We start from the raw sequence: 25573 nt of genomic DNA on the forward strand, positions 1-25573 counted from the left end.
TCACCTCGATATACCTAAATAAAAACCCTCTGTCCAAGCTGCTGTATTCTTAATGTCGTAGCCCTTATTCGATAAGGATAATGCTGGTATCTGCCTTGGCATATTCCTTGCAATTACGCGCTTCATTTGGTCTACCCAAATCTGTTTGTCAGCGAGCGATAACCGTTCTACCAAATTAATCCCCATATCCACTTCTTGGGTAATTTCTTCCGAAATGAGACAAGGCAGCCCAGCTCCCTGTGCCTCTATGAGTGTAACAGGCAGTCCTTCATGTAAGGAGGGGAAGACAAACATATCAAAGGCTTGTAACAGTCGAGTAATGTCACTTCGCACTCCTAGGAACCTTACTTTATTTTGCAGATTCAATGTGATTACTTTCTTTTCGATCTCTGGGCGCAATGGTCCATCCCCTACTAACACAAGTAAGGTATCTGGTTTTGCTTTATTCATTTCCGCGAAAACTTCGATAAGGAAGGAATGATTTTTGGGAACATTGAATCTTCCAACATGCCCCATTACAATACTATCTTTAGTAAGTTTTAATTCCTGTCTTACTTGCTGTCTAATCTCCGGTGAAAACTCAAACTTTTCACATTCAATCCCATTCTTTAAGACAATTGCTTTATTTTCCTTTCCTGCGAATAACCATTTAGCTGCATTAGTTGAGCATGCAATAAAGTGGGTAGTGTTTGGAGCAATAAATTTACCTGCAACCCACTTGTACGATTTGGATAAAATTCCTCCCTCACTCCTAGTACTATGACTGTGTGCAATTCGTATGGGTGCTCCCGCTTTTTTTGCAGAACGCAATACGAATCCACTCATTTTGTCCATATGAGCATGCACAATTTTGTAATTCGGATTTTCCGTAAAGAATTGATCCAAAGCTTGGATGTATTTGGTATGGCCAATATCCGATACATAGGGGATTCGATGGATGGTTCCGCCCATCTCCGTAATCTCGGTATCATAGGCTCCCACTTTACTGGTTAGAAAGTCGAATTGAACCTTGGAACGATCCACATTACGATATAAATTCATGAGGAGTGTTTCCGCTCCACCTCGATTCATATTGACTACAACGTGTAGAATTCTTATTGGATCGCCCACATGCCCTCCACCTTTTCGCCCATATATAGGGAATATATCGTACTCTTCTCATTCAATACCTGCTGGGTGGCGTATCTTCTTTCAACCATTTCTCTACCCCACATACCCAGCTTCACCCTTAATTCCTTGTTATTAGCTAGCAGCATGATCTTCTCTGCCATTGCCGCTTGATCATTAGGCGCTGTTATCCAACCATTATAGTCATTCTGAACAAGTTCTTTGTGCCCTCTGTTCTCACTAGCAATGATGGGAAGGCCACAAGCCATAGCTTCCATGATATTCACAGGTAGTCCTTCACGAAGACTGGATGCAACAGCAATATCACACATCGGTAATAAGCGATCTATGTCATTTCGATAACCCAGAAAATCAACCTGATCCCCTATTCCCAGCTCCTTGGCTAGATCTTGACATTGTTCTTTCAACGGACCCTCACCAGCAAGCAGGAGTTTGACATTTGGAACGTCATCTTTAACCAAAGCTAGTGCGTGAAGGAGCAATTGTTGATTCTTGTTCTGATTAAATTCAGCCGCATAGAACAGGAGGATATCATCCGGGTGATATCCGTTTGTTAGCTTCAATTCACTCTTATGGGATTCATAGACGGGTCTGAAGCGTTCTGTATTCACACCTACGCCATGTACGTGCTCAATTCGACTTGCTCTGAATCGACGCTTAACGGCTAGTTGGTAGTCTTCCTCGTTAATGGTAATCAAGCAATCCGTGAAATAAGAAAGAACTTTCTCAAGGGGATAATAAACTAACCATGGAACGATCGGCGCTCCTTGGCAAAAGTGAAAACCATGAGCGGTATATATGACCTTTGTCCCAATTTTCCGTGCATTCCGTGCAGCTAAACGAGCCAGAACACCCCCCATTGGGGTATGGCAGTGGATGATATCATATTTATTTTCGTCAATAATTGACTTTAGCTCTGTATAAGCCTTCATGTTGTTTAGTTTAAAAGGTGACCTTTGGATAGGAATGTTAAACTTTGCGTCGACATAAGGAAGGTTCATATTCCCGTTAGCGGCAATATGGACCTCCCAGCCCTGCTCTTTAAACCACTTCATGTAGGGTAAATGAAAAGCTTTGAAATGATAATCAACAGTAGCACATAATAGCACTTTCTTAGGCATCTGCATCCCCTACTTAATTAATTCCTTCTCCAAGATGGAAGAAAGATATTTTAGCAATTCGTATCTTATATCCTCACGCTGCAGCGCGAAATCAATCGTCGTTTGTATAAAACCTAACTTCTCGCCTACATCGAATCGCTGTCCTTCAAATTCATATGCATACACCGATTCGATTAGATTCAATTCCGCAATGGCATCGGTAAGTTGAATTTCACCACCTGCTCCCGGCTTTTGATTATTGAGTATGTCGAATATCCTTGGTGTCAGGATATATCGCCCCATAATCGCAAGATTAGACGGTGCTTCCTCTTTCTTGGGCTTCTCTACTAAATGATTGATGCTAAATAAACGATTCTCAATTTCGTTTCCGTCAACAATTCCATACCTGGACACTTCTTCATCGGATACATGCTTCACTCCAATGATTGAAGCATGGCGAGATTCATATTGATCCATCATCTGCTTCAGACAAGGCTTTTCCGCTCGAACGATATCATCACCTAGCAGCACTGCAAAGGGTTCATCCCCAATGAACTTGCGCGCACACCAGATGGCATGTCCCAGACCCTTGGGTTCCTTCTGACGAATGTAATGAATATCTACTTTGGACGACTTCTGAACTTCGGTTAATAAGTCGAACTTTTGCTTTTCCAATAAATTTTGCTCAAGTTCAAAGGAGTTATCGAAATGATCCTCAATGGCCCTTTTCCCTTTACCTGTCACGATAATAATATCTTCAATGCCCGACTCAACGGCTTCTTCAACGATATATTGAATGGTTGGTTTATCGACAATGGGCAGCATTTCTTTGGGCATGGCTTTGGTTGCAGGTAGGAATCTTGTCCCCAGACCAGCGGCAGGAATGATAGCTTTTCTTACTTTCATCGATGTCTTCTCCTTCTTAGCCAATTGAGACTAGTTTCTTAGGTAATGGAATTATATTGCTATTTCCTAAATTTACGAGATATTCCCTTAGGCTCTCTTTATCAAGAGAGGCGTAAATGGAAATCATCTCTTTGATTTCTTCCACATAAAGATCTGCCGTTTTACCAATGTAAATCTTTGGATATACTTGCTGTTCGTCGATTTCGTCGGCTTTCAGCAGCTCTTCATAAAGCTTCTCACCCGGTCTCATTCCGGTAAATTCAATCCCGATGTCCTCGAGTGAGTTGCCGGATAGCTTGATGAGATTTTTCGCCAGATCTACGATTTTCACTGGCTCTCCCATGTCTAGGATAAAGATTTCTCCGCCTTTCGCTAATGCTCCGGCTTGGATGACCAATCTGGATGCTTCGGGAATCGTCATAAAGTAGCGAATCATGTCGGGGTGAGTGACCGAAACCGGCCCGCCTTTTTCAATCTGATGCTTAAACCTAGGAATGACACTGCCCCTGCTCCCTAATACATTACCGAACCGAACGGCAACGAATTTGGTATTGCTGCTTCTATCCATATCCTGAATAATCATTTCAGCCATTCTTTTGGTGGCTCCCATGACGCTGGTTGGATTCACCGCTTTATCCGTTGAAATCATGACGAATGTACCCACTTCGAACTTGCTGGCCGCTTTGGCAACGTTCATCGTGCCGATTACATTGTTCTTTAACGCTTCTTCCGGGTTTCGCTCCATGAGCGGTACATGTTTATGGGCAGCTGCGTGGTACACAACATCTGGTCGATGTCTGTTCATGATCGACATCATCTTCCAGGAGTCCTGAATATCTGCAATTTCCGTAATGAATTCAATCTCAGTATGTAAAGAAATGTCCTTCAATTCCATTTCGATCGAATAAATGCTGTTCTCCCCATGTCCTAAGAGAATCAGTTTTTGAGGATGAAACTTCGTGACCTGACGGCAGATTTCCGAACCAATTGAGCCTCCAGCACCCGTTACCAGTACCACTTTGTCCGTAATAAATTCAGAAATACTTTCAATATCTAGCTCTATCGGTTCGCGACCTAATAAATCTTCCACTTGGACATCCAAGAATTGATTAACTGAAAGTTTACCCGTTACTAGATCTTCTAACTTAGGCAGTGTTTGGGTTTTGGCTGTCGTCTTCGCACATTCTTGGAATATGACGTTGAGGTCCTTTTTACCTAGAGAAGGAATAGCAATAATAATATTGTCGATTTGTAGTTCTTTAACTATCATTTCCATGCGATCAACGCCGCTAACGACGGGTATCCCCAAAATATCCAAATTATGTATTTTTGAGTTATCATCAATAAATGCAATAGGCTCTAACTCTGCGTCATTATTGTTAATCAATTGCCTGGCAACCATCATCCCTGCTGAACCGGCACCAACGATTAGTGTACGTTTCTTATTCACTGGATTTTTGATATACCCATTCCGAAGGAGTCGCCAGCAGAATCGCGAGCCTCCTATCAACAAGATATGCAGCATCCATGTCACAGCAAGTAATCGGAAGTAAATATCCTGAACAAAGACTTGTTGAACAAACGCCACAGTAACAATAGAAAACGTTATAGCCTTAACAATAAATAATAATTCGTCGATATTCGCATGTTCCCAAGCTTTCTTATAAAGCTTATACATAAAGGAAAACAAATGATGACTTAACAGCAACGTAATTGAACTAACGACCAAAGGCAACGTTATGACGTTTAGGTCTGCACTTAATAAAAATCGGCTAAAAAAAATGGACGTTAATACAATAAAGGAATCTGCGAAGATTAATAGCGATAACCTTTGTCGGTATGACAAATAAATCCACCCTCTCATTAAAGTTCTTAAGTATAAGGCCTTTGGTGAAAGACCATATAATTAAATCCTTTAATCCTTACTAGGGCATCTAACCCTTCCTCGCACCACACTTTTGACGACTCGCGTCTAAGGTCGATTCAACCCACAGCATGGCCGAGTGCTTCCATTGATAACGGTAAGGAGGCATCACCGAAGGGTATTTAGGAACCCAATATATCGTTCTTCATAAAGAACGAAGCTGGAAATATTGGCAATACTCCTATTATAAAGAACACTTTATGCATAATAATTCTTTATAAAGAACAATTTGAGTAAAAAAATTACTATTCTCAGGTCCCAAATAGTTAATTTTATTGTAGTTCTTTATAAAGAACGTGTCAACATAAATTAATTTTCCTAGTCGCTCATTATATTTGTATCTATTGCCCTATTCATACACCCAAGTAACCAGATCTTAAACTCATATACTAATAGAAACAATAGCTGATAAAGGGAGATGGTTTCAAATGACAACTGTTACCTATTTGGTTGAGCTAGAACGGTGGGGAATACAAAATAATGAAACAAATGCTATTAATACTACACAAGGTCTGAATAATGCCTTTCAATGGGCACGAGATAACAATTATCAAATAGTTACGCTGCCAAAGGGTAACTACCTCATTGATAAAAATTCCTCTGTAAAGCTCTTCAGCAACACACATTATATGTTTTACGACTGTGTATTAATAAAAGAATCGAATAGTTTCCAAGGTTACTCAGTGATAACTATTGACAGTATCTCTAATGTTATTATCGAAGGTGTTAAAATAAAAGGTGACCGCGAAACACATGACTACTCTAGCGGTAATACTCATGAAGGGGGTCACGGTATTCATTGTAAAAATTCATGTTATAGCGTCCTAATCAAAAATTGTGAAGTATACGAGTGTACTGGTGATGGATTTACAACGTTTATGGATTTTTCTGCGTTAGGAGGAGTCCAGCACCCAGCTCATTTCTCAAAAGGAGACATTAGCAGTCAAGGAAACTTAGATAGTTCAAAAACCAATTATACGACAGTTACTAGATACTTTGACGTTTCCAGCAATTTAGTTAAATCCGTTGGCTACTTTTATTATTCAGGGGATGGCTATGGTGGATATGGTACTGGGTGCAATCTAAATAAAACAGTAATTAAAGTACACTTTTACAATGCAACAGGCACCTATTTAGGTTATAGAAATACAAGGTCTTACGAGTTTATTTACCTGGATTCATTGCCAACGGGTACTACTCAGGTGAGATTCTCTTTTCTACAAAACTTTGATCTGATGAACGGCAACTTGCACTATGTTCTGTGTGCGAAAATTCCGCAACATATCACATATATGAATTGTAAATCTCATAAGAATAGAAGGCTTGGAGCTTCCGTCAATGGAGGCAGATTCATCACCTATGACAACTGTGAAATTTACAATAATAGCAATCCGATGTCTATTTCGACAGGATGTAATCCCGGTTTTGGAATGGCTATTGAAGATGGATATATGACTAACCAAAAGATAACAGTTAGAAATTGTAATTTCTACGATAATAGAGCCGGAGCTTTCATCTGTGTTAGCACAAGGGGGGTACAACTAGAAAATAATACATTCAGAGGTGCCGTCAATTTTGGAGGAAGCGGAGACGATTATTTCTCCCTTAATAATATGTATTATGGTGCTATAACCGGCAGGTCCATAACAAGTGGGGTTGAGACAGACGGGACATTTTGTACATTTAGAAATGATTCAATATTTGGTTCGAACTGTGCAATTACTGTTGGTAACACTACATTCGAAAACTGTGTATTCTCTAAATGCAGCTTAACCTTAAGTGGAGAAACAGTAAAGGTTTACCATTGTAAGCTTACTTTCGATGATCCTGATAAAGATGTAGTATTCAGTTTCTTGAGCAAAAACATTGAAATTCGCAATTCGACATTTGATATTAGAAGAGCAAAAGGCTTGGCTTTTGCTAGCTACAGCGCAACTGAAAACGCTATATTCTCCAATGTGAAATTCATTACCGATCAAACACCAGGAGGGCACTATATTGGAACTAAGAATTTATATATAGAAAATTGTGCGTTTATCCACACAGGGACAATTGTTAACTATAGTCGTATGATGGTATCTGATTCAATGCATGTAGAACACTCACTATTTAAAAATCAATCATTTAGGTTTGATGGTGGAGACATCAATGGAACAGAAAAATTAGCGAAGGATACAGGATATACTACTCATATATTTAGAAATAATAAAATTATTTGGGATGTTCCTTATACCGTTTATACTCACGAAGCTAGAAGTCCTGGAGTCTCATTCCTCTCTATCCCTAGACTGGGAATTCTAGATAATAATCTTCAGGTATTCGGAACAGGATCATCATTAGGCTCCTTATTTACAATGAGAGTATTTACTGAGAATCATTTACTTTTCTCCAATAACACCATTGTTACTTCTAATAATGCAGGAATAAATACAACTGGGACAATAGTCATAGAGGGGGCATATAGAAAAGGAGGAACAGCTTTAGCCACACCGAAGACAACGATAGTGGCGCAAAACAATAATAAAATTAACTCCAATATTATCTTTAGTAACAATGTGAATACACAATTAGAAAAAAATATTTTGGGGAATACCTTACTAGCAGCACTAGCATCATCTGCACCTACATTTGGAGCTTATAATGTTGGCCAACTAATATATAATTCTACACCGGTTCCGGGAGGATATGTTGGATGGGTTTGCACTACATCTGGCACAGCCAATAATAATCCATGGGTAGCAAATAGGACATATACACTGAATACCATGGTGAATATGAATGGGAAGGTTTACAAATGCATAACCGCTGGGACCACTAGTGCAACTCCGCCAAACCATATAAGCGGCACGGCTAAGGATGGTAGTGTGATATGGGAGTATACTGATGTATTAGCAATATTTAATGCATTTGGATTAATCACAGGATGATAAATATATATCAGAATAAATGTTCATTTGAAAGAACGAAAGGGGAAGGGAAGATAACCAACTTTGCTTCCCAATTGTCATTTACATGAAAATAAAAGGTTACTGCGTTAATTCTTCATTATCTATTTTAATATCGTTTGCCTTTAACTTTAATTTTGCTACAACGAAATTATTGTTGGAAATCGTATAGGCAGGTGCACCTGTTCCTGCGTCAATGGAGTGAATTCCGTCTAAATCTTTATTTGTTTTTATTGTGCTATTTTTGATTGTAAAGGATTTAACTTGGACTGGTTTGGTTGAGCCTGCAATTGATCCTACTTTGATAAATGGTGTACTTTTAAGTGTAAGATTATTAGCAGTGAAGGTGCTGTTTAGAAATGATAACTGTTTTGCTCCTTGGATATAAATTGCAGCTGCGTATCCAACATCTTTTGAAATAGTAAAGTTAGAATTGTTAAAGTTGATATCTGCTTCTCCAGACATATTATTTATTGTAAATATCTTACCTAAAGCATTAAAAGCACAATTGTTAAAAGTATACTTACCTGATTGATTAATAACCAACCCAGCAGATTCAGTTGTTGTGGATGAAAATTTGCAATTATTATATGTTCCTGCGGGGAATCCCGTTCCATTGATAGCATTATAATCTTGAACAATTAAATTATCATATATATTTTGATCCGTTCCTTTGCCTCCAAGTGCCGAGAGTTTTGTCAATCCTTTTATTGTGATATTTGAGAGGTGAACAGGATTTTTGCCAACGTTCAAAGACGTGAGAGAAGTTTTGTTGGTGTTGGTAATCGTAATATTCTCTACTTTTGACCCGAATGGGTCAGTGTTGTTCAAATTTAAAGTGCTATTAACTAGACTCGCATTTGTTAACGTGTTACTTGATGCACTCAGATTTACTTGCGAGTTATTGAATTTGTTTTGATCTGCAACTCCTGTTCCACCCATAGTAAGGCCACCATTATTAAATGTATTGTATGTAATAGTAGTATTGGGGAACCCTTTCCAAATGTACAAACCTATACTACTCTCAAATAAATTATCAGTAATTGAAGAAGTGTTCCCATCAGCAAAAACTATATCTCCACCTGTATTATTGTAAAAGTGATTATTTTTTATAATAAGATTACTATTGGGGAAAAACCCTTCCGCTTCTGCGTCAATTCCATATTGGGGAGCAGTCCCTTTGATATCATGAAACTTACTATTGCTAATTTCGATTCCATCTACTCCGACAAGTGAAATTCCTAGCCTTCTGTTGAACGCGGATTCCGAGTTTTTAATTACTATGTTCCTAGATACATCATTGCTAAAAAGAATAACAAAAAAATTATTAAGGTCATTAGAACTAAACACAGGGTAAAATGTATCAGCACCTACTGGGATTTGAACTAGGTCAGCTCCATATCTGACTTGTTTAACTGAAGACAAATATTTACCGTTACTATAGAAATAAACATCATATTTATTACTATTAACACCTTGTGGCTGCTCAAAAGCAAAATATTTTCTTCCTTTATATTTTGGGCTTGTAAAGTCTAGGGCAACCTTACTTCTAATTTTTGATGTGGAATTAATAAAGTTCCCATTATGATCTATATCTCCATAAACGTAGCTCTTACCATAGAAGCCAGCGATTACAACGCTAGAGCCGCTAATTGAAATGCCATCTCCAGTAAAATTTACTGTTTTAACACCATCTATCGTTAAATTGTATGCACCCTCTGAGGATATTCCGCTGCCGAATTCATGGGTTCCAGTGCTATAAGATTGGTCTTTCCCACTGAAATTATGTGACTGTTTATCCCCATGGTAAGTTCCACCTTTCAGAGTTACATTATTCACCCCATAGCCTACGTAAATTGTACGATATCCCTCAAACCCATTAGTTTCTTTTTGAATAATTGTTAAATCATCAAGTAAAAATGTCATATCACTTACCATATTTATCTGTGCTTGTGGATCTGCTGGACTATTTCCTTTACTAATTAAATATTTGCCAGTCGGTACTTTAAAGATTCGATATCCTTGATCATGTGCCCATTTCAGTGCATTGTTTATTCCATTTGTGGTTTCGATTGGATGTGTTCCGTCACTAGAGACATTCCAGCGGGAAAGCTCTAAGGTGTATGTTGAAGGTGCTACTGTTTGTGTTGAAGCCTCTTCTGAGGAAACTGCCCCGACATGTAAAGATTGAATAGAAATTATGAAAAACATTAGTATACCGATTGCTTTCGTAGTCATTTTATTACCATCCTTAAGGAGTTATTTATATTCATGTAACATTGTACACTAAAAAAAGGGAAAAATACCGAAAGAAGTCATAAAATGGATTATAAAGTAGATAATCTTTAATATTGTTGAAACATTACCTATGACGTTTCGATTATATGTTTTACATGGAACAAGTATTATTTTTACTTTATATACAAATAAAAAGACTGCATTCACCCAAGGAGGAGGAAAGGGTGTTTGTAGTCAATTACCGTTGTAACATTATGGCCGCATATCAATCAGCATGATAATTTCAGGTTTTTTCATTGTTCTCCTTCACATACGAACATATATTTGAGTATATTATACAACAAACACACGTTCGTTAAGCTGGCAGGGATACGGTGATGAGCTAAACTCAGTCTCTTGATCTTTGCATTTCCTATGAAATTGTAGTTTTATTATTAAGATATTCTTGATAGTAAATTCAGAACACATTTTCTGGGCTTATTTTTTATATGCAATCTCTCACCTAGATAATACAAATACTCAACGTCTTGATTTTTAATGGCATTCATGAAATATTCTGGAAAATGTCGCAATGCTCCTACATTCAAAATACATTCTTGCAATGACTCATCTGATACGCAGTTTTTTAATATCGCCCTTATCTCAGATGAATTAAGTTCACTATTAAATAAATTTTGTAAACATGTTTTAAAGGTATTTAGGAGCATAAAACTTATTCCGTTATGATGTTTTTCTTTAGTGTCCTGATAATACTCTTCAATTACTTGTTTTTGAATCTGATAGCCATTAATCATATCGTCGAATAAGTACGGTTGGAATCTGCTTGTAAAACCACCATGTCTGTAAAAATATAGTGGTTCATTGATCATTTTTATTCTTTTTGCTTTAAGCAACATTTCCAAATTATAGAAAAGGTCATCACCGAGAAATTTAATATTTTCAAGATACTTACCCGAATATAAAAGAAGATCTCGTTTAAATAATTTTGCACATAATGAAGATGGAAATGGATGACCATGAAAGTAAGCAGAAGCTAAGTCTCTTTTAATTTCATCTTCTTCATAAAGTTTATTGCCATCAAAATACCAACTTTTCGTAACTTTCTTTATGAGACCATTTTGACCCAATACTTTACAAATGTTGCATATCGTAATATCTGCATTGTTTTGAGTAGTCCCATTATAAAGTACTTGTATGGTCTTTGAATCAATCCAGTCATCAGCATCAACAAACATTACATACTCAGAGGTCGAAACTTCAATTCCTTTTTTTCTTGTGGCAATACTACCTTTATTATTTTGATTTATTATAATAATACGAACATCTTGTTTTTCGTATTTATTGCATATTTCCAAACTGATATTATCAGTAGATCCGTCATTTACTAATATTAATTCAAAATCTGAAAATGTTTGGTTAAGAATTGACTTGATGCATTTATCAAGTTTTTTACCCGCATTATAAATAGGAACGACTACGCTTACCTTACTCATTGAAATTCCTCCCTTATTTATACTTCTTTATCAAGAATACCACATTCTTTACAAAGAACAAAGAGAGAAAGAGAAGGGAATTTCGTTTATAAATTGGGAAGTCGTCATGTTTGTATTAAACCATATTGTATTAAAATTACAGGGACACCAACTTGCTTCCACGTTATTATTTGTCTAGGAACCCACACTACGCCATTGTCAAGATTAACGTTCATGGCTACATTCGATGATAACGACCTAGTTGGCAATTCCTCTGTATTATGATTAAATGTCTGTCCTTTTTTAGCCATAAAAAAATATCCCCTCCAAGTTACACTCGTTCCTTATGGTACCATAAGGTTTTTTCTGAGTGTCTACTTAAAGGGGATATTACCAATGTTAGATTATTTTTATTTAGATAGATTGCTTTCCATGCTAATTTCTTTTGTCTTACGATTACGGCTATTAAACCTTTCAATGCTGCTCATCATAAATGTTCTTGCAACATTAGTTCGTGCTTCTGTTATTCTTGAGAATAGAAAAGCAATCATACACATCAAGACTACGATTAATATTTCGATTAAGACAGACTTTATGTTAGGTTGGAGTCCGGTAAAACCATTTTTAGCTCCCCAGTAATATACAAGATTAATAATGGGATAGTGAATTAAATAAAGACTAAATGAAAAACTAGCTAATAAACTTGATGTTTTTTCAAACCATTTATTGTTTCTTTCGCTCTTAGTTTTGTTTGCATTAGCGTGCATCAATATGTAAATAAGAAATCCCAACGATAACCCTATAAATAAATCTACAAAAAACAAGTTGTTAGTATGATGGACAATAAAAAGTCTTCCATTATTCACAAGAGGTCTCAAAAGCATTGCCAAACATACAAGTAACAATGAAATGGACATAATGATTTTACTCTTTACTAGAGGAATAGTCGGCAAAAAGAGAACGAACATTCCCAACAACCATATTAAGAAATACGAACTTATACGTTGCCCAACCATAAACAAAATACCGAGAACAATGAAAAGGTATATAATTTTCAAAGCTTTCTTCTGATTTCGAAGTAGCAAAATTAATACAGGAAACATCATATAATACCAAAACTCATAACTTAGACTCCATAATGGCCCGTTTGACCCATAATTCCCCACAAAAATAGTCTGAAGATAAAACAGATTCCCAATAAATTCTTTGATATTGGTATAATCGTCAACATATCTTTGATAATTCAAAAAAAGGCTAGCCAATTTATCTGCAATAAATGTTAAAAATAAAGCTGGTATTAATACAACGTATAATCTAGATAATCGGTTTACAAGGTATGATTTCCAAGACCATCTATTGTCAAAGATTGCTTTCAGGACAGTTCTAGAAATGAATAAGCCACTAAGAACAAAAAATACTATAACTGCTGGCCCCCCTAGTAAGTTAAGAAGATAAAGCAGTTTAACGAAGGCGCCAGGACTTTGTAAATATCCATACCCTACAAATAATCGCGATCCTAGATGTTCCATCACTACTAAAATTGCAGCAAATCCTCGCACGAAATCCAAATAATTAGATACTTTCCCGTCTAATAAATCATTGGCCTTTGAGAAATTACTATACATTCTACTCATACTTTACCTCTACTACGTATCTTATCGTTGATAAATCTAAACGAGTCGAGTTAACCAATACGGACCCCCCCTTTTTGCAAACTTGTAGCTGATTTTCGTTTTATATTTTTAATGATATACCCTCGTAATTTTTGGGTCCTGGCCTCAGTAACCATTGAGAATAACCATGCAATTCCAAGCATTGTTAACACCAATATTCCTTCTATTGTAAATGATAGAATACTTGGTTTTAAACCAGAAAAACCCTTTGTTTTGGCCCATCCTTGTACAAAATTTAAAATTGGTTGATGAATAAGATAAAGACTAAAAGCAAAGTTAGCTAACAATCTGGATATTCTTGCAAATAGCGTTTTACTCTGTTCAAAGCTGGTGTTTCTATCACTAGAATGAAAATTTAGTAAGACATAAGTAAACAAAACAAATGCCAACCCGATAAAAATATCTACATAGGGCATTATATTACCTTTGTCTTCTAAAATCTTACCGGTTAACACCAAAGGTCTTATTAACGAGGCTAAGCAGAAAATCAAGAATGATGTGACTAGTACCAATCTATTTTTTAAAGGTGTAATAATTGGCAGAAAGAGAATAAGCGTACCCATTAACCAAATAAAAAAGTAAAAACCTATTCTTATACCTATCATTATGAATATTAAGGATGATAAACCCAGTAAAATGATTCTGGTTGATTTTTTTGCCCCTCTTTTTACCATTAATAATAACAATGGAAAAAGAATGTAGTACCAAAACTCACAACTTAGACTCCATAGTGGATGATTCGTCCCAAAAGGTTCAACAAATATCTCCTGTAAGAAAAATAGATTTCCAACAAAAGTTAGTAGTCCGTCCTTTGTATTTCCATATGGTGTTCCCCATAATATTGACCCTAACCAATCTAAGATAAATGTAAGTATTAAGGCAGGGACCAGCACAACATACAATCTACAAAAACGATTTATTAAGTATGAGCCCCAAGACCAACTTCTTGTATCTATTGCCTTCAATATACTTCTTGAGATAAAAAGACCGCTTAAAATAAAGAATATTCTTACGGAAACACCACCTAATAAATTAAAAATATACAACATTTTAATAATTGGTCCCTCATTAGCAAAGGCAAATATCATAGGACTTAAATGTTCCATCAATACTAAAATAGCAGCTATTCCGCGTATAAAATCTAAATATATAGATACCTTACCTCCGAGTAAAGAATCAATTTTCCGGAAATTAGTCCACATAAGCGCCCTCCTTTTCTTCGCCGATATGTTTTTTATTAAGAATAATTTCGAATGTAAAATTAGTGAAGATTAACTTACTTTGTATAATTTCCCTTTTGAAAATCTATGTATTATATTTTTAAGTGGCACCAGAAACAGATCTTTTTCATAACTGTTCATTCCAGCAAACCATATCAATATAGAATATACGACGGAAAATACAATAATCTTAATAGTAAAAAAAGCCCAGCTTTCTGTAAGTACTAATTTATTTAATGTTATTCCAAACAATAAGCTTACAAGAAGCGGTGAACTCATATATAAGATATTTTTCCAGAATGTAGGAATGGATATTTTCAACTTCTTCCAATAATAAATGTTCATAATTATTATATTACCTGTAGTGAATGCTGCAGCAGTTGCAATAGCACATCCTATTGCCCCCCACTTTTGAACTAATATAACGCTTAGAAGTACATTAGCTATAGCTATAGCTAAATAAACTATTGATCTAAATTTATGCATATTTTTCGCTTGAAGAATGATTATTCCCATGCTCTGTGTTAAGGATATTATCATAGGAACAAGAATTATAATGGCTATTATAAATGAAGTTCTATATGCCTTACCTACCCATAAAATAATAAATTCTTGTCCAAATACAACGAATCCACTTAGAGCAAATGATAAAATAATATATTGAACTCTCCCTATCCTAATAAATAAATCTGATAATTCTTTATCTGAGACCTCATTGGTAACCAGCCCTGTAACTTTACTTAAAAAAACATTGGAGATAGCTGCAGAGAAACCTGAAAAATATCCAGTAAAAGATACTCCAATTGTATATATTGAAATTGCTGCTGTACCGCTATATATACCTAGTATAAATGGATCTTTTGACCAATATATTTTATCTATAATTAAATTTAAAAATATATAGGATGAGAATACGATGATTTCTTTTAATATATCTGGTTTTAATTTCTTAAATAAAATTTTTATTCGGAGCACTCTAAAACAATAATATATATTGATTAAAATTGTTATAAAATTAATTGTAGTAGTTACAATTGCCACAGAAATAGACCCATATCCCATAATTAGAAGAGGCAACATAATGAGAGGGTTTACAATTAGACTCGCTATAGTTATCACTTTTTGAAATATAAATTTTTCATGCGCTAATATGATAACACTGAATAAACCTAACCCTATCCCTATAGATATGTTTATTACCATTATCCACATTAAGACAATTAGTTTATCAACCTCATCAATACTTAATGAGTTAGAGAATATTTGTTGCGAATTTAGTGTTAATATTATACCTGATGCTAATGCTATGATTCCTAATATACCGTACATTATACTAAACATCCCATATAAACGAGAGCAACCTTCTTCGTCTTTAAGAGTCTTATATTTTGCTGTGTACCTAATAACGGCATTACCTAATCCAAAATTTAACACCCCAACAAATCCTGCAGCTGTGGTAGCTAAACTATATAACCCATACTCTGATTGACCAAGAAGATTCAACATTATTGGAGTATATAATAATGATATAGCACTACTAATAAATAGCGCTATATACGATAAAACTGCACCAGCTTTAAGTTGACTTTTCATACTTGCAGCTACCTTTCATATTTAACATCCATCCATATGTCCTGAGAAGATACAGCAGTATCGATTTTACACTTTTAAAAGCTTGCTTATTTTTTCAAAGTGATCTTTAGAGTCATGTGAGATTGAGGTTAGATTTGCTTTGTTATCAAAAGATTTATTAATGGTATTTTCATCGCATTGCAAGTGAAGCTCTTCCATTTTTATTAGAATATTATTAAGATTTATATCAGTAAGCATATCAGTAGTTTTCTTACTATATATTATTGGCATAACACCGATACCCAGCAGTAGAGCAATTATGTTAGCATGGAATCTTGCAGCAACAAGCAACTCATATGTCGCAATTAGATTTATTGCCTCTTTTAAATCACCATTATAGTTGTATATAAATACATTTTTTAATGTATCTGGAGAAAGATATGATTCAATAGATTTTATTACTTGTAAGTCACCCTCCCGTTCACAAAAGGACATTAGGTAACACTCATACCCTCTTTTTGCAAATAATTCGATTGATTTAATTGTGTTAGTTATATATGCGTCATAATAATTTGATAACCCATTTTTATGTCTAACGTCTATTATTGAAAATCCAACTCTTTTTTTAGAAGATACTGCTTTATATTCATCTACATTCATTTGAAAAACGATATCCGGTGCATATCTGACTTGTGACAGATTCTTAAATAATTCGTATGAATATAAATCTCTAAAACAAACATCATCACATTGTTTAAATAGTTCTTTATAATCATTATGAAATTTTTCTGTCTTAAAAGGTCCAAAATTGGCACCTATTATAATAACTGATTTATCTCTCCTTTTAAATTCCATAACAAGTTTCATTCTTTCTTGATATAAAGAGTGATGATAATCCTCTTCTCTAAAAATGGAACCGCCAATAAATACTAATGCATCATGATCTTCCGCTATTTTTTCGAAATTATTTATATGATCGAAAATTTTTAGCCGCTGCTCAATTTTATTAAAAATTGTGTATTTTCTTCTCTTCATATTTTGATATTGAGAGATGAATTCGTCATAATTATTACCTAGATAATTAAGTGTAAATTCACAGTTTGGATATTTTCTTGCAAGAATATCTAAAAACAAGTCATCCCCTAAATTAAATGCCATGTAAACATCTACAAATACTTTTTTCATTTCAATATCACCACTCTTTTTTTAAAATGTTTTTTATATGGACATATATTTTTGTATCATGTTTTATTATTAATCTTTCTCTTTGAAAATTTCATTGTTAATCCCCTTAATGTATTTAGACAAACTCCATAAACAATACCTGGCTTTACAAATTTATTCTTCACAAGAAATACGTAAGGCTTATATAAAATTCTATTTGATGAAAAATTATCCAAATATCGCTCAACATACTGTATGGATATAATTTTTTCCACATTGCAGATTGCATGTTTCATTCCTATAACTTTTATATTTATACTCTGCTGCTGCACTAAGTTAATAACCATATCCTGAATTCTCTTTGTAATTACTTCGTTTGTTTTATTTTCATTCAGATTAGCTAAGTAAAATATATTTTCCAGATGCTTACAAACAGCAATATAGTTTTGTATATAGTCAATTGAAATATTTGAGCTTATACTATTTTGATTAAGTCTATTATAATAATACAAATGCCCTTCTATAGCAGCAAAAGACTTGCAATGAAGTGCATATTGTAGAACAAATATTAAATCCTCAGACATAAAAATATCTTTATCCATCTTCATATTATGTTTTATGATTATTTCTTTTTTGAATAATTTACTCCATAAAACTCCGCCCGTACCTTTACAAACTAAATCAATAAAATCGTGCTGCGAATTGCTTATTTCAAAATTAAAATCCGTACAATTTAGTATTCCATATACCGAGATATCCTTATATCCACAACACACTAAATCCACTCCAGTAGTAAGCATTCTACTAATCAGATACTCGATGTAATACCTATCAACCGTATCATCAGAGTCGATAAATGCTAAATACTCACCAGTTGATTTGTTGATTCCATGATTTCTTGCATCAGATGGTCCGCTATTATCCTGGTAATAGTAGACGATCCGGGCATCTTTTTCCATAAATTCATTTACTATCTCTTCACTTCGATCAGTAGATCCGTCATTTACAATAACAATTTCTAAGTTCGAATAAGTTTGATGTATGATGCTATCTAAACATTTGGAAATGAATTTTTCACAGTTGTATACCGGTACAATAACACTTACTTTCGGAAACATTCCTACCTCCGTGATCCGGTTAATACTTCAATCTCTCATCCATTCAACCTATATAACTTCTCTAATTCATAGCTATTACTATAGTCAGTACTCTCGCAATTCGTAGAGAGCTCTTTTCTTAGTTCAACATCCTTGTATAATTTTTCTATACCGTCAACAATCCCTTCGATCGACAGCTCCGAGATGACCCCATCATATCCATCTTCCACTTGACTCTTTGCGGTAGCATAGTTCGTGATTAATATAGGCTTACCTAAAATTTTCGCTTCGGTTACAGTAACAGCCTTGCCTTCGTACCTTGACGGTTGTACATACAGGTCACACGCTTTGATGTAAGGATATGGATTTATTTTCTTACCTAATAAGATGAATTGATCGTTTAAGTCATTACTTGCAATTAGCTCCTTGATAGCAGCCTCATCCCCACCGTATCCAACTATGTACCATACGATATCCCTATAGCCTTTATCATTTAAAACCCGTAAAGCCTTAACTGCATTGTCGATCCCTTTAGCATGAGATAATCTCGCAACTGTCACCAATTTGAATCTGTCATCATTCACCATGGGAGCAGCTGCTTCTTTATTAGCCATGTTTCTAATAAAATCCGGGGAGGTAATGTTCTCAATAACGACAACCTTGCTTTCCAATTCCCCATACTTGGATAAAAAGGAATCCTTACATGCGTCCGAGACAGCTACGATATGATCAAACTTTCTCCACATTTCCAGGTCCATCTTCACGTTGGTTTCCACATTAGAGTAATCAGTATGAATCCAGGCTATTTTCTTCTTCGCCTTAATCTTATGGGCTATAAAATAATGAGGCCATAAATAACTAATTGCCGCGTCATACTCTTTCTCAATCTGAGGCAAATAAGGTAACGCATATTTCCACATCAATTGCATTTGGTAGTATCCCGGCTCGGCTACTCTTCTTATTCGACCAAACATTTCCGCGTGTATCTTGGATAAGATTCTCGATAAACCGATTGTATATTGTCTATCTTGGAAGGTCTTTGCAATTGATTTTCTAAATGTGGTGTACTGGGGAATTTCGCCTAATAAATTGGTTTTATGGTTAATTAAATTCATAAATTCACCTTGATGTTTATATAGCATTAGATCAATCGCGTGTTCTTTATAATCGAAGTGATCAAGCATGCTAACCAGACTTCTCTCTACTCCCCCCACTTCCATATCATAGGAGGCAATCAATATGTTCTTCATTGTATCCTCCTAAGAACTTCCCTTATCCTTGCGATATTGTTTCCGCCAATCACTTTAGACGCAAGCACCTTCATTCGACTCTTCAATCTCGCCCTGGGTGACAACCAGCTCTTATAGAAGTGATGCATGGCGTACGTGTTTTCCGAAATAAATGTCCTACAGTTAATGTAGTCATAAGGGGAGAAGTATGTTTGCGGATAAAATGTTCCAACACCTTTTATGTCTTGATAGCTGCCATTGGGAGTAACCCCCCAGTCTCCTAGTATCTTCGTTATGATCGCTACATTGGTTAACGTGTCGAAGCTGCCGTCAGGACGGTTGAAATTTTTACTGTGATAAGAATCCATAAATACTTGAATCAGCTTATTTTCTTTCGCGGCTCCGATTGTACTTGTCGCGATATAGTTCTCTTGTTCAAATCCCCAGAATGACTCGTGATGCAACAGGTCGTCAAAGGATTTGAACACTTCCACATCGGTGTCTAAATAAATACCACCATAGTGGTATAGAGCGTACACTCTCGCATAATCGCTAACGAACGCAAATTTGCCTGCTTCGTAGGCCTCTTTTACATATGAATTACTACTGGTATCAAAGTTGTTTTCATTCCACTCTATGAATTGATAGCCAGTTAGATGGTTATGCCAGCTTGCTATACATCGCTTCACGATGTCGGGCTTTTCTTTCCCGCCAAACCAGCAATAGTGAATGATCTTAGGAATTTTCATTTCATGATCTCCCTCGCCCGATGACGCACATCTCAAATAAATTCAAAATTCTTTATTAAGAACATCTATCTATCCTTAATAATAGTTCTTTATAAAGAACATGTCAATGTGAATGTGCTTCGATAGAGAACATTTACACAATCAATATCCTTTTACACCACGCCAGCTTCAGAAACTATGAATTTACAGCACCTATTTGATTACCTAATAAGTTTGAAAATAGTCCCTCGCGCTCTTCAGCTAGCTGGTCATATTCTCCCTTTTGAATAATCTGCCCTTGATCGATGACAATGACTTGATCAGCCTTGCGAATGGTCGACATGCGATGGGCAATGACGATCATGGTCAACCTACCCTGCAATCGCTCCAACGCTTCTTGAATTTTCGCTTCATTCTCCCTATCTAATGCGCTCGTCGCCTCATCCAATATAAGGATAGATGGTTTACGCAATATGGCTCGGGCCAACACTAGACGCTGCCGTTCTCCACCAGATAACCGGATTCCTCTATCACCAATCAATGTGTCGAGACCCTCAGGCAGCTTGCTAACGAATTCCGCGGATGCGGCAAACTCTAGGGCTTCCCAGATTTGTTCCTCGGTTGCGTTAGGATCAATCATCAGAAGATTATCTTTTATACTTCCATTGAAAAGAAATGGATCTTGAGGGACATAGCTAATGGATTGCCTTAGTGCATATACCTTTTCGTTTGAAATTGGCTGCCCATCAATGCAAATCTGACCTGTTTGGGGTTCAATAAGACCCATAATAACATCAATTAATGTACTTTTCCCTGCTCCAGAACGACCCACTATAGCTGTCATCTTCCTAGACGGTATATAGATATTAATGTCTTTAAGCGCATAGGTCTGTTCATTTTGATTGTAACGAAAGGATACGTTCCTACACTCAATGTGCGTTTTAATTTCAATCGGTTGAAAGGTCTTGTTCTCTGGTTTGTTCTCCATATAAAATTCCTTCAGACGCACACATTCTTGCTGCAATTTGATGATTGCCTTAAAGGCAGGAATGGTTGAAGCGATTTGCTCCATGTTCGACTGTATGCCTGTAAAGCGAGGCCACAATCGGGAAAATATAACGAAGATTAGTAACAGTTGCTCCACTTTGGTCTGAAAGATGGTGACGGAAAGATAAACAAAAACAGCAATTAATACCGAAGAAGCAACTTTATAAAAAAGTTGGGAAGATGACCTTAGCTTGATGTATTCGACTTGTTCGTTCACTAAATTTTGTGTTAACGATCGATACCAACGCAGCCAAGATTCTTCCAATGAATTACTTTTAATATCTTTCATGCCGGCCATTTGATCGGATATACCTGCAAGAAAGTTTTGGGATAACTGTGAAGTTTGGCCGCCAAGTGATTTCGCTCTTTTAATAAATTTACGAGAAAATAAGGTTAGAATGACTCCAAACGTTAACACAAAGATTGTCATGACTGGGGATAGCCAGAATGCTATACCTATCTGGATTAAAGTGAAAATCAGAGAGGCTACTAATTGCAGCACTAAGGTTGTTCCAAACCCCACTCTTGTTAGTTCGGAAGTTAATAAATTAATGAGATCTGATTTTCTATGGTTTACGAAAAAACTCCAATTTGACTGCAGCAAATTCGTATAGGTTTCCAGTCGTAAGTGTCGAACGAATTTCTGTTGAATAATGGTATCTCGAATCGTTAAAGTTCGCAGCAACCAGTTTTGACCTATTACTAAAAAAACGAATAAACATAGAACTAACGGTAAGCTTAGAGCCTTTGGTAAGTCTTGAAGATACTTAATCATCATCGAAACAAGTGGAATTCCTGTCTCAACATTAGCAATGCCGCTCACATTAAGGATTGGAAGTAATAAAAGAACGCCTACACCTTCAATTAAACTAATAAATACCATGCCAAGAGTGTTAATAATCAATATTTTTCCAGAGAAAGCATATAGCTTTTTAGTAAAGTGCAGAACTTGCTCCATTTAAATTCCTCCTATGACCATGAGTGCCTCCTAGTTTTCCGCCAAAGCCACATGAAAGGCCTTAACGGAAAATATAAGAAATGGAGGTTCTTTGGTAAGGGTAGTAACTCTACATCCATGGGGTAAGGATGCAGGAAGCTTAATATATGTAACACTTTTAACTGATTAGACATTAAGGAAAATAAGTGACGTTTATGATACCTTGCTACATCCTCAGGTAGAGGCTCTCTGTGCAAGTGAATCATTTGTTTCATATAAAATAACGCTGCATGTGCTAAATGAACGGGGCGTTTCCCCTCGATCAGCGTATTCATTTCTTTGGTCAATGGAGTAGCTAATAAATTAGAGGCTAAGACTAGAGATTGCCCTCCAACGTGGGCCATTTGAAATTTTTTTAAGCAAGCGATTTGCTTCTCCCAGTTTATTTGATGCCTTGTGATACGGTCGATATCTATTAGCCAGCGAAGCCTGGACCAGCCGTGGCGCGCACCGTGGGAAGCTAGAAACATAAACAAATCCTCATTTCCTAACATGTACACGGGAAAGCTGGCTATTGAGCTCTTCTTTCTTCTCTCCCACAATTCTGTAAAAGTTGGCTCATAAGAGGGGCCTGGGTTTAGTTTCCAATGTATTTCGATTTTCGTTTTTTTCTGAGAATGCGTGTAGGTGACATGGTGATGTCTCCATTTCCAGTCGTTCATTACGGTTGAGAAATAATCATCTTTGACATAACCAAGTGCTGCTAAGAGATCATGGGCTCTATCTAAGTTATCAATAGATATCAGTAGATCTAAGTCACTGCAGGTTCGCTTGGATATTTCACCATAAAGGTCTACTGCAAGAGCAGGTCCTTTTAAGCTCAGCATTTCGATCTTATGATCTGCAAATAACCTGCAAAGCTGCTCCATCTCTGCGCTTAATCGTAGCATTTGAAACGTATTTTGTTGGTACTCGCGTCGCAATTCTTCACAAACATAGTCAGGAATATAGGTTTTCTCTATTTTTTTTATTTGTTTATAGATGTATGGATTTACCCGATGGTGTCGAACCAATTCCAGAAATAAATTCCAATTTATTCCGGTAAAAGCGTCAGCATCAAAAGAACTTAAGCTGCCTTCACTCTCGCTTTTGATGAACGATAGTATTAAATTCAATTCTTTGGGCAAGACGGTTGCATCTAAGCTTAGTTCTTTATTCATTGCTTAACTCCCTTATCTATTGGCATTTATTTGTTTGGCGAACTTTGCAACAACCGTAAATCGATCCATCCCTTCCTTCCCTGTAACATAAAAATGGCCACTACGTAGCCATGCGTGTGCAATCATTTTGGCCAACTCATCTTTAGTGGTTCCCAGATACAACGTACTCTCGATATTGCGTCGTTTGAGCATCTTCATGCCGGCTATAGCCTTAACTAGGCATTTGCTTTCCCACAACGTATATTTACTCATAATGTCAATAGCACTTGCGATATGCTTTAGTACAATCCGATTCCTCTCTAACTCCATAATTGAAGTTTCTTGCATGGGAACTCCTAATGTAGGAGCCACCTTAGAGAATGGCAGAGAGACAAGAATACGTGCCCATCCTAAGAAGAACAATGCCTCAACTAGTAACAACATAGTTTTTATATCTAATGTGAAAAAAGCTTTTAACTTATTCATGGCCTTCACTATCCTCCTACGACTCTTAGCTCGAACCCCTAGAGAACTTAACAGACATGAATAATCTTTTCTTCTAATAAATGATTTAAGAATACCTTGGTCTGTTCTTCACACACTTCTTGTTCGACATCAAATTCTTTCATTAAAGCTGTCACCAACTCCTCTACAGAGATAGGAGCACTTATTAACTCCCATATATGACCACCGATCTGACCGAGATTGTAATACTTCCCATTGGCAATGTTCAGCATTACTTTTTCTCCGTCCATATCACTAACAATATTCCCTTCACCTTGAACAATTTGTACATTTAACGGAATGGTGTAGTTCATCATGCTTATTCCTCCATTTTTATAGTATTCAGAATCAGTGACATGAGCTGGGGAGCCGTAAACCCAGAGCTCGGCCGGCGTAATTGATACATTCGAATCCGGTCCGAGATGCTTATCGATGTTTTAAAGTGCCAATCCATTAATTCAAATCTTTCTAACAGAGAACTCCGGAATGTATGGCAATATAGGGCATGCAGCCGCGCCAGGCCTTTCATAGGAACAATCTCAGTTTCATCTCCATCTGTTTTAGTAAGTTCGAATACTCCTGCTAGAGGTAACGGTTTCGTTACGAAATGATCAGAAACTGGAACTAGGTACTTTGTTTCTCTGTCAAATATGGATTGGTAGCGGCTTGTCTCCATTCCAAATTCCGTTAAGCTTTCCTCCCACAACTTTTGTTGTGGATAGGCAGGCATCACCATCGGCATGTGATCTGGAGAGAACGTTACCGCAATGACGTCATCACTTAGCAGTTGAAAGTCTCTGCCAATAAAGGCTGAAGCAAGAGTCGATTTCCCTGCTCCGGAATGACCTACGAAAGCATAGGCTTTCCCATCAATAGCTATAGCGCTGCCATGCAGAGGAAGTACTCTGCGCTGCATTAATAGCGTACCCATACAAGTACCAAGTACATATAGTCGAATCTTTGCCTCATCTGCACCAATCACAGGTGAAACGGTTATGATTCCCCCGTCTTGCACGCAAAAAATGGCGGTATCTTTGATATGGAACATAAATAAGTTCTTACTAATCACATACATATCGTCGGCTTTTGCCAATTGGCTCCATCGTTCTGATAAGTCTGCTTTGTTTATTACAACATCTATACTCTCATTCTCATTGTTACTTATCATTAATTCCGACAGCTCAAACTCACTATTAATATTTAAACCGAAAGCTCGATATATAACCTTATTTATTGTTTGAATCATTATTTTCACTCCATATGTTGACATGAATAAATTTAATGAAAGCCCTTATACCTGTAAAAGTATAAGGGCAATAGGTACTTACCGAATTATGTAATCTAAATTAGCTGTAGTGAACGACCTCAGTCGGGTCCGGTTGAACGCCATCCGGATGTGCAATTCCTGGTCCAGCCATTGTCATTTTCACATCAAGTACTTCTAAAGTCGGGATATTCCATTCTTTTTTAGCTTGATTTTGCATTTTCTC

General features: G+C 36.3%; 20 protein-coding genes. 1 reads left to right on the forward strand and 19 read right to left on the reverse strand.

Annotated features, from left to right (window positions below; genetic code table 11):
- From GC102_RS19095 to GC102_RS19110, 4 genes are read right to left on the reverse strand one after another with little or no spacing between them, the layout of a single operon-like run.
- On the reverse strand, positions 1–1110 hold the full coding sequence (locus GC102_RS19095; protein ID WP_171690955.1) for a glycosyltransferase family 1 protein: 1110 nt from the start codon (positions 1108–1110) through the stop codon (positions 1–3).
- Positions 1095–2249 carry a glycosyltransferase family 4 protein gene (locus GC102_RS19100; protein WP_171690956.1) on the reverse strand — a complete coding sequence of 385 codons (1155 nt, stop codon included), beginning with the start codon at positions 2247–2249 and terminating at the stop codon, positions 1095–1097. The genes GC102_RS19095 and GC102_RS19100 overlap by 16 nt, the downstream gene beginning before the upstream one ends.
- 9 nt (positions 2250–2258) lie before the next feature.
- Complete coding sequence (gene galU / locus GC102_RS19105) at positions 2259–3134, reverse strand: UTP--glucose-1-phosphate uridylyltransferase GalU (RefSeq protein WP_171690957.1); 876 nt, start codon at positions 3132–3134, stop codon at positions 2259–2261.
- Between the two features lie 16 nt (positions 3135–3150).
- Positions 3151–4980: a polysaccharide biosynthesis protein gene (locus GC102_RS19110; RefSeq protein WP_171690958.1), complete on the reverse strand. Its 1830-nt coding sequence runs from the start codon at positions 4978–4980 to the stop codon at positions 3151–3153.
- Positions 4981–5486: 506 nt separating this feature from the next.
- On the opposite strand from GC102_RS19110, the gene GC102_RS19115 reads away from it, so the two are divergent.
- A complete protein-coding gene (locus tag GC102_RS19115; RefSeq protein WP_171690959.1) occupies positions 5487–7985 on the forward strand; it encodes a right-handed parallel beta-helix repeat-containing protein in 2499 nt (832 codons plus the stop codon).
- Between the two features lie 99 nt (positions 7986–8084).
- Here the strand turns inward: GC102_RS19115 and GC102_RS19120 are convergent, their stop codons facing one another.
- From GC102_RS19120 to GC102_RS19190, 15 genes are all read right to left on the reverse strand, one after another.
- Positions 8085–10241 carry a right-handed parallel beta-helix repeat-containing protein gene (locus GC102_RS19120; protein ID WP_171690960.1) on the reverse strand — a complete coding sequence of 719 codons (2157 nt, stop codon included), beginning with the start codon at positions 10239–10241 and terminating at the stop codon, positions 8085–8087.
- Positions 10242–10675: 434 nt separating this feature from the next.
- Positions 10676–11734, reverse strand: a complete 1059-nt coding sequence (locus GC102_RS19125; RefSeq protein WP_171690961.1) for a glycosyltransferase family 2 protein — start codon at positions 11732–11734, stop codon at positions 10676–10678.
- A gap of 389 nt (positions 11735–12123) precedes the next feature.
- A complete protein-coding gene (locus GC102_RS19130) occupies positions 12124–13347 on the reverse strand; it encodes an acyltransferase family protein (protein ID WP_171690962.1) in 1224 nt (407 codons plus the stop codon).
- Positions 13348–13397: 50 nt separating this feature from the next.
- Positions 13398–14588 carry an acyltransferase family protein gene (locus tag GC102_RS19135; RefSeq protein ID WP_171690963.1) on the reverse strand — a complete coding sequence of 397 codons (1191 nt, stop codon included), beginning with the start codon at positions 14586–14588 and terminating at the stop codon, positions 13398–13400.
- A 69-nt stretch (positions 14589–14657) separates the two neighbouring features.
- Positions 14658–16199: a lipopolysaccharide biosynthesis protein gene (locus GC102_RS19140; protein WP_171690964.1), complete on the reverse strand. Its 1542-nt coding sequence runs from the start codon at positions 16197–16199 to the stop codon at positions 14658–14660.
- A 66-nt stretch (positions 16200–16265) separates the two neighbouring features.
- Positions 16266–17363 (reverse strand): polysaccharide pyruvyl transferase family protein, encoded by a 1098-nt coding sequence (locus tag GC102_RS19145; RefSeq protein WP_171690965.1) that lies wholly within the window; start codon positions 17361–17363, stop codon positions 16266–16268.
- A gap of 56 nt (positions 17364–17419) precedes the next feature.
- A complete protein-coding gene (locus GC102_RS19150) occupies positions 17420–18460 on the reverse strand; it encodes a glycosyltransferase family 2 protein (protein ID WP_171690966.1) in 1041 nt (346 codons plus the stop codon).
- Between the two features lie 35 nt (positions 18461–18495).
- Positions 18496–19689: a glycosyltransferase gene (locus tag GC102_RS19155; protein ID WP_171690967.1), complete on the reverse strand. Its 1194-nt coding sequence runs from the start codon at positions 19687–19689 to the stop codon at positions 18496–18498.
- Entirely contained in the window at positions 19686–20417 is a 732-nt protein-coding gene (locus GC102_RS19160) for a glycosyltransferase family 32 protein (RefSeq protein WP_171690968.1), read from the reverse strand. The genes GC102_RS19155 and GC102_RS19160 overlap by 4 nt, the downstream gene beginning before the upstream one ends.
- Before the next feature lie 175 nt (positions 20418–20592).
- Positions 20593–22401: an ABC transporter ATP-binding protein gene (locus GC102_RS19165; RefSeq protein ID WP_060645553.1), complete on the reverse strand. Its 1809-nt coding sequence runs from the start codon at positions 22399–22401 to the stop codon at positions 20593–20595.
- A gap of 11 nt (positions 22402–22412) precedes the next feature.
- Complete coding sequence (locus GC102_RS19170; protein ID WP_171690969.1) at positions 22413–23600, reverse strand: nucleotidyltransferase domain-containing protein; 1188 nt, start codon at positions 23598–23600, stop codon at positions 22413–22415.
- A gap of 12 nt (positions 23601–23612) precedes the next feature.
- Positions 23613–24074, reverse strand: coding sequence for a lasso peptide biosynthesis B2 protein (locus tag GC102_RS19175; RefSeq protein ID WP_171690970.1), 462 nt, complete (start codon positions 24072–24074; stop codon positions 23613–23615).
- Between the two features lie 38 nt (positions 24075–24112).
- Positions 24113–24397, reverse strand: a complete 285-nt coding sequence (locus GC102_RS19180; protein WP_171691073.1) for a lasso peptide biosynthesis PqqD family chaperone — start codon at positions 24395–24397, stop codon at positions 24113–24115.
- Positions 24398–24402: 5 nt separating this feature from the next.
- Entirely contained in the window at positions 24403–25329 is a 927-nt protein-coding gene (locus tag GC102_RS19185; protein WP_171690971.1) for a phosphoenolpyruvate carboxykinase (ATP), read from the reverse strand.
- Positions 25330–25429: 100 nt separating this feature from the next.
- Positions 25430–25567: a paeninodin family lasso peptide gene (locus GC102_RS19190; RefSeq protein ID WP_057305005.1), complete on the reverse strand. Its 138-nt coding sequence runs from the start codon at positions 25565–25567 to the stop codon at positions 25430–25432.
- Positions 25568–25573 lie beyond the last annotated feature (6 nt).

It is taken from the genome of Paenibacillus germinis (genome assembly GCF_013141785.1).
GTDB classification, from domain to species: Bacteria; Bacillota; Bacilli; order Paenibacillales; family NBRC-103111; genus Paenibacillus_E; species Paenibacillus_E phytorum.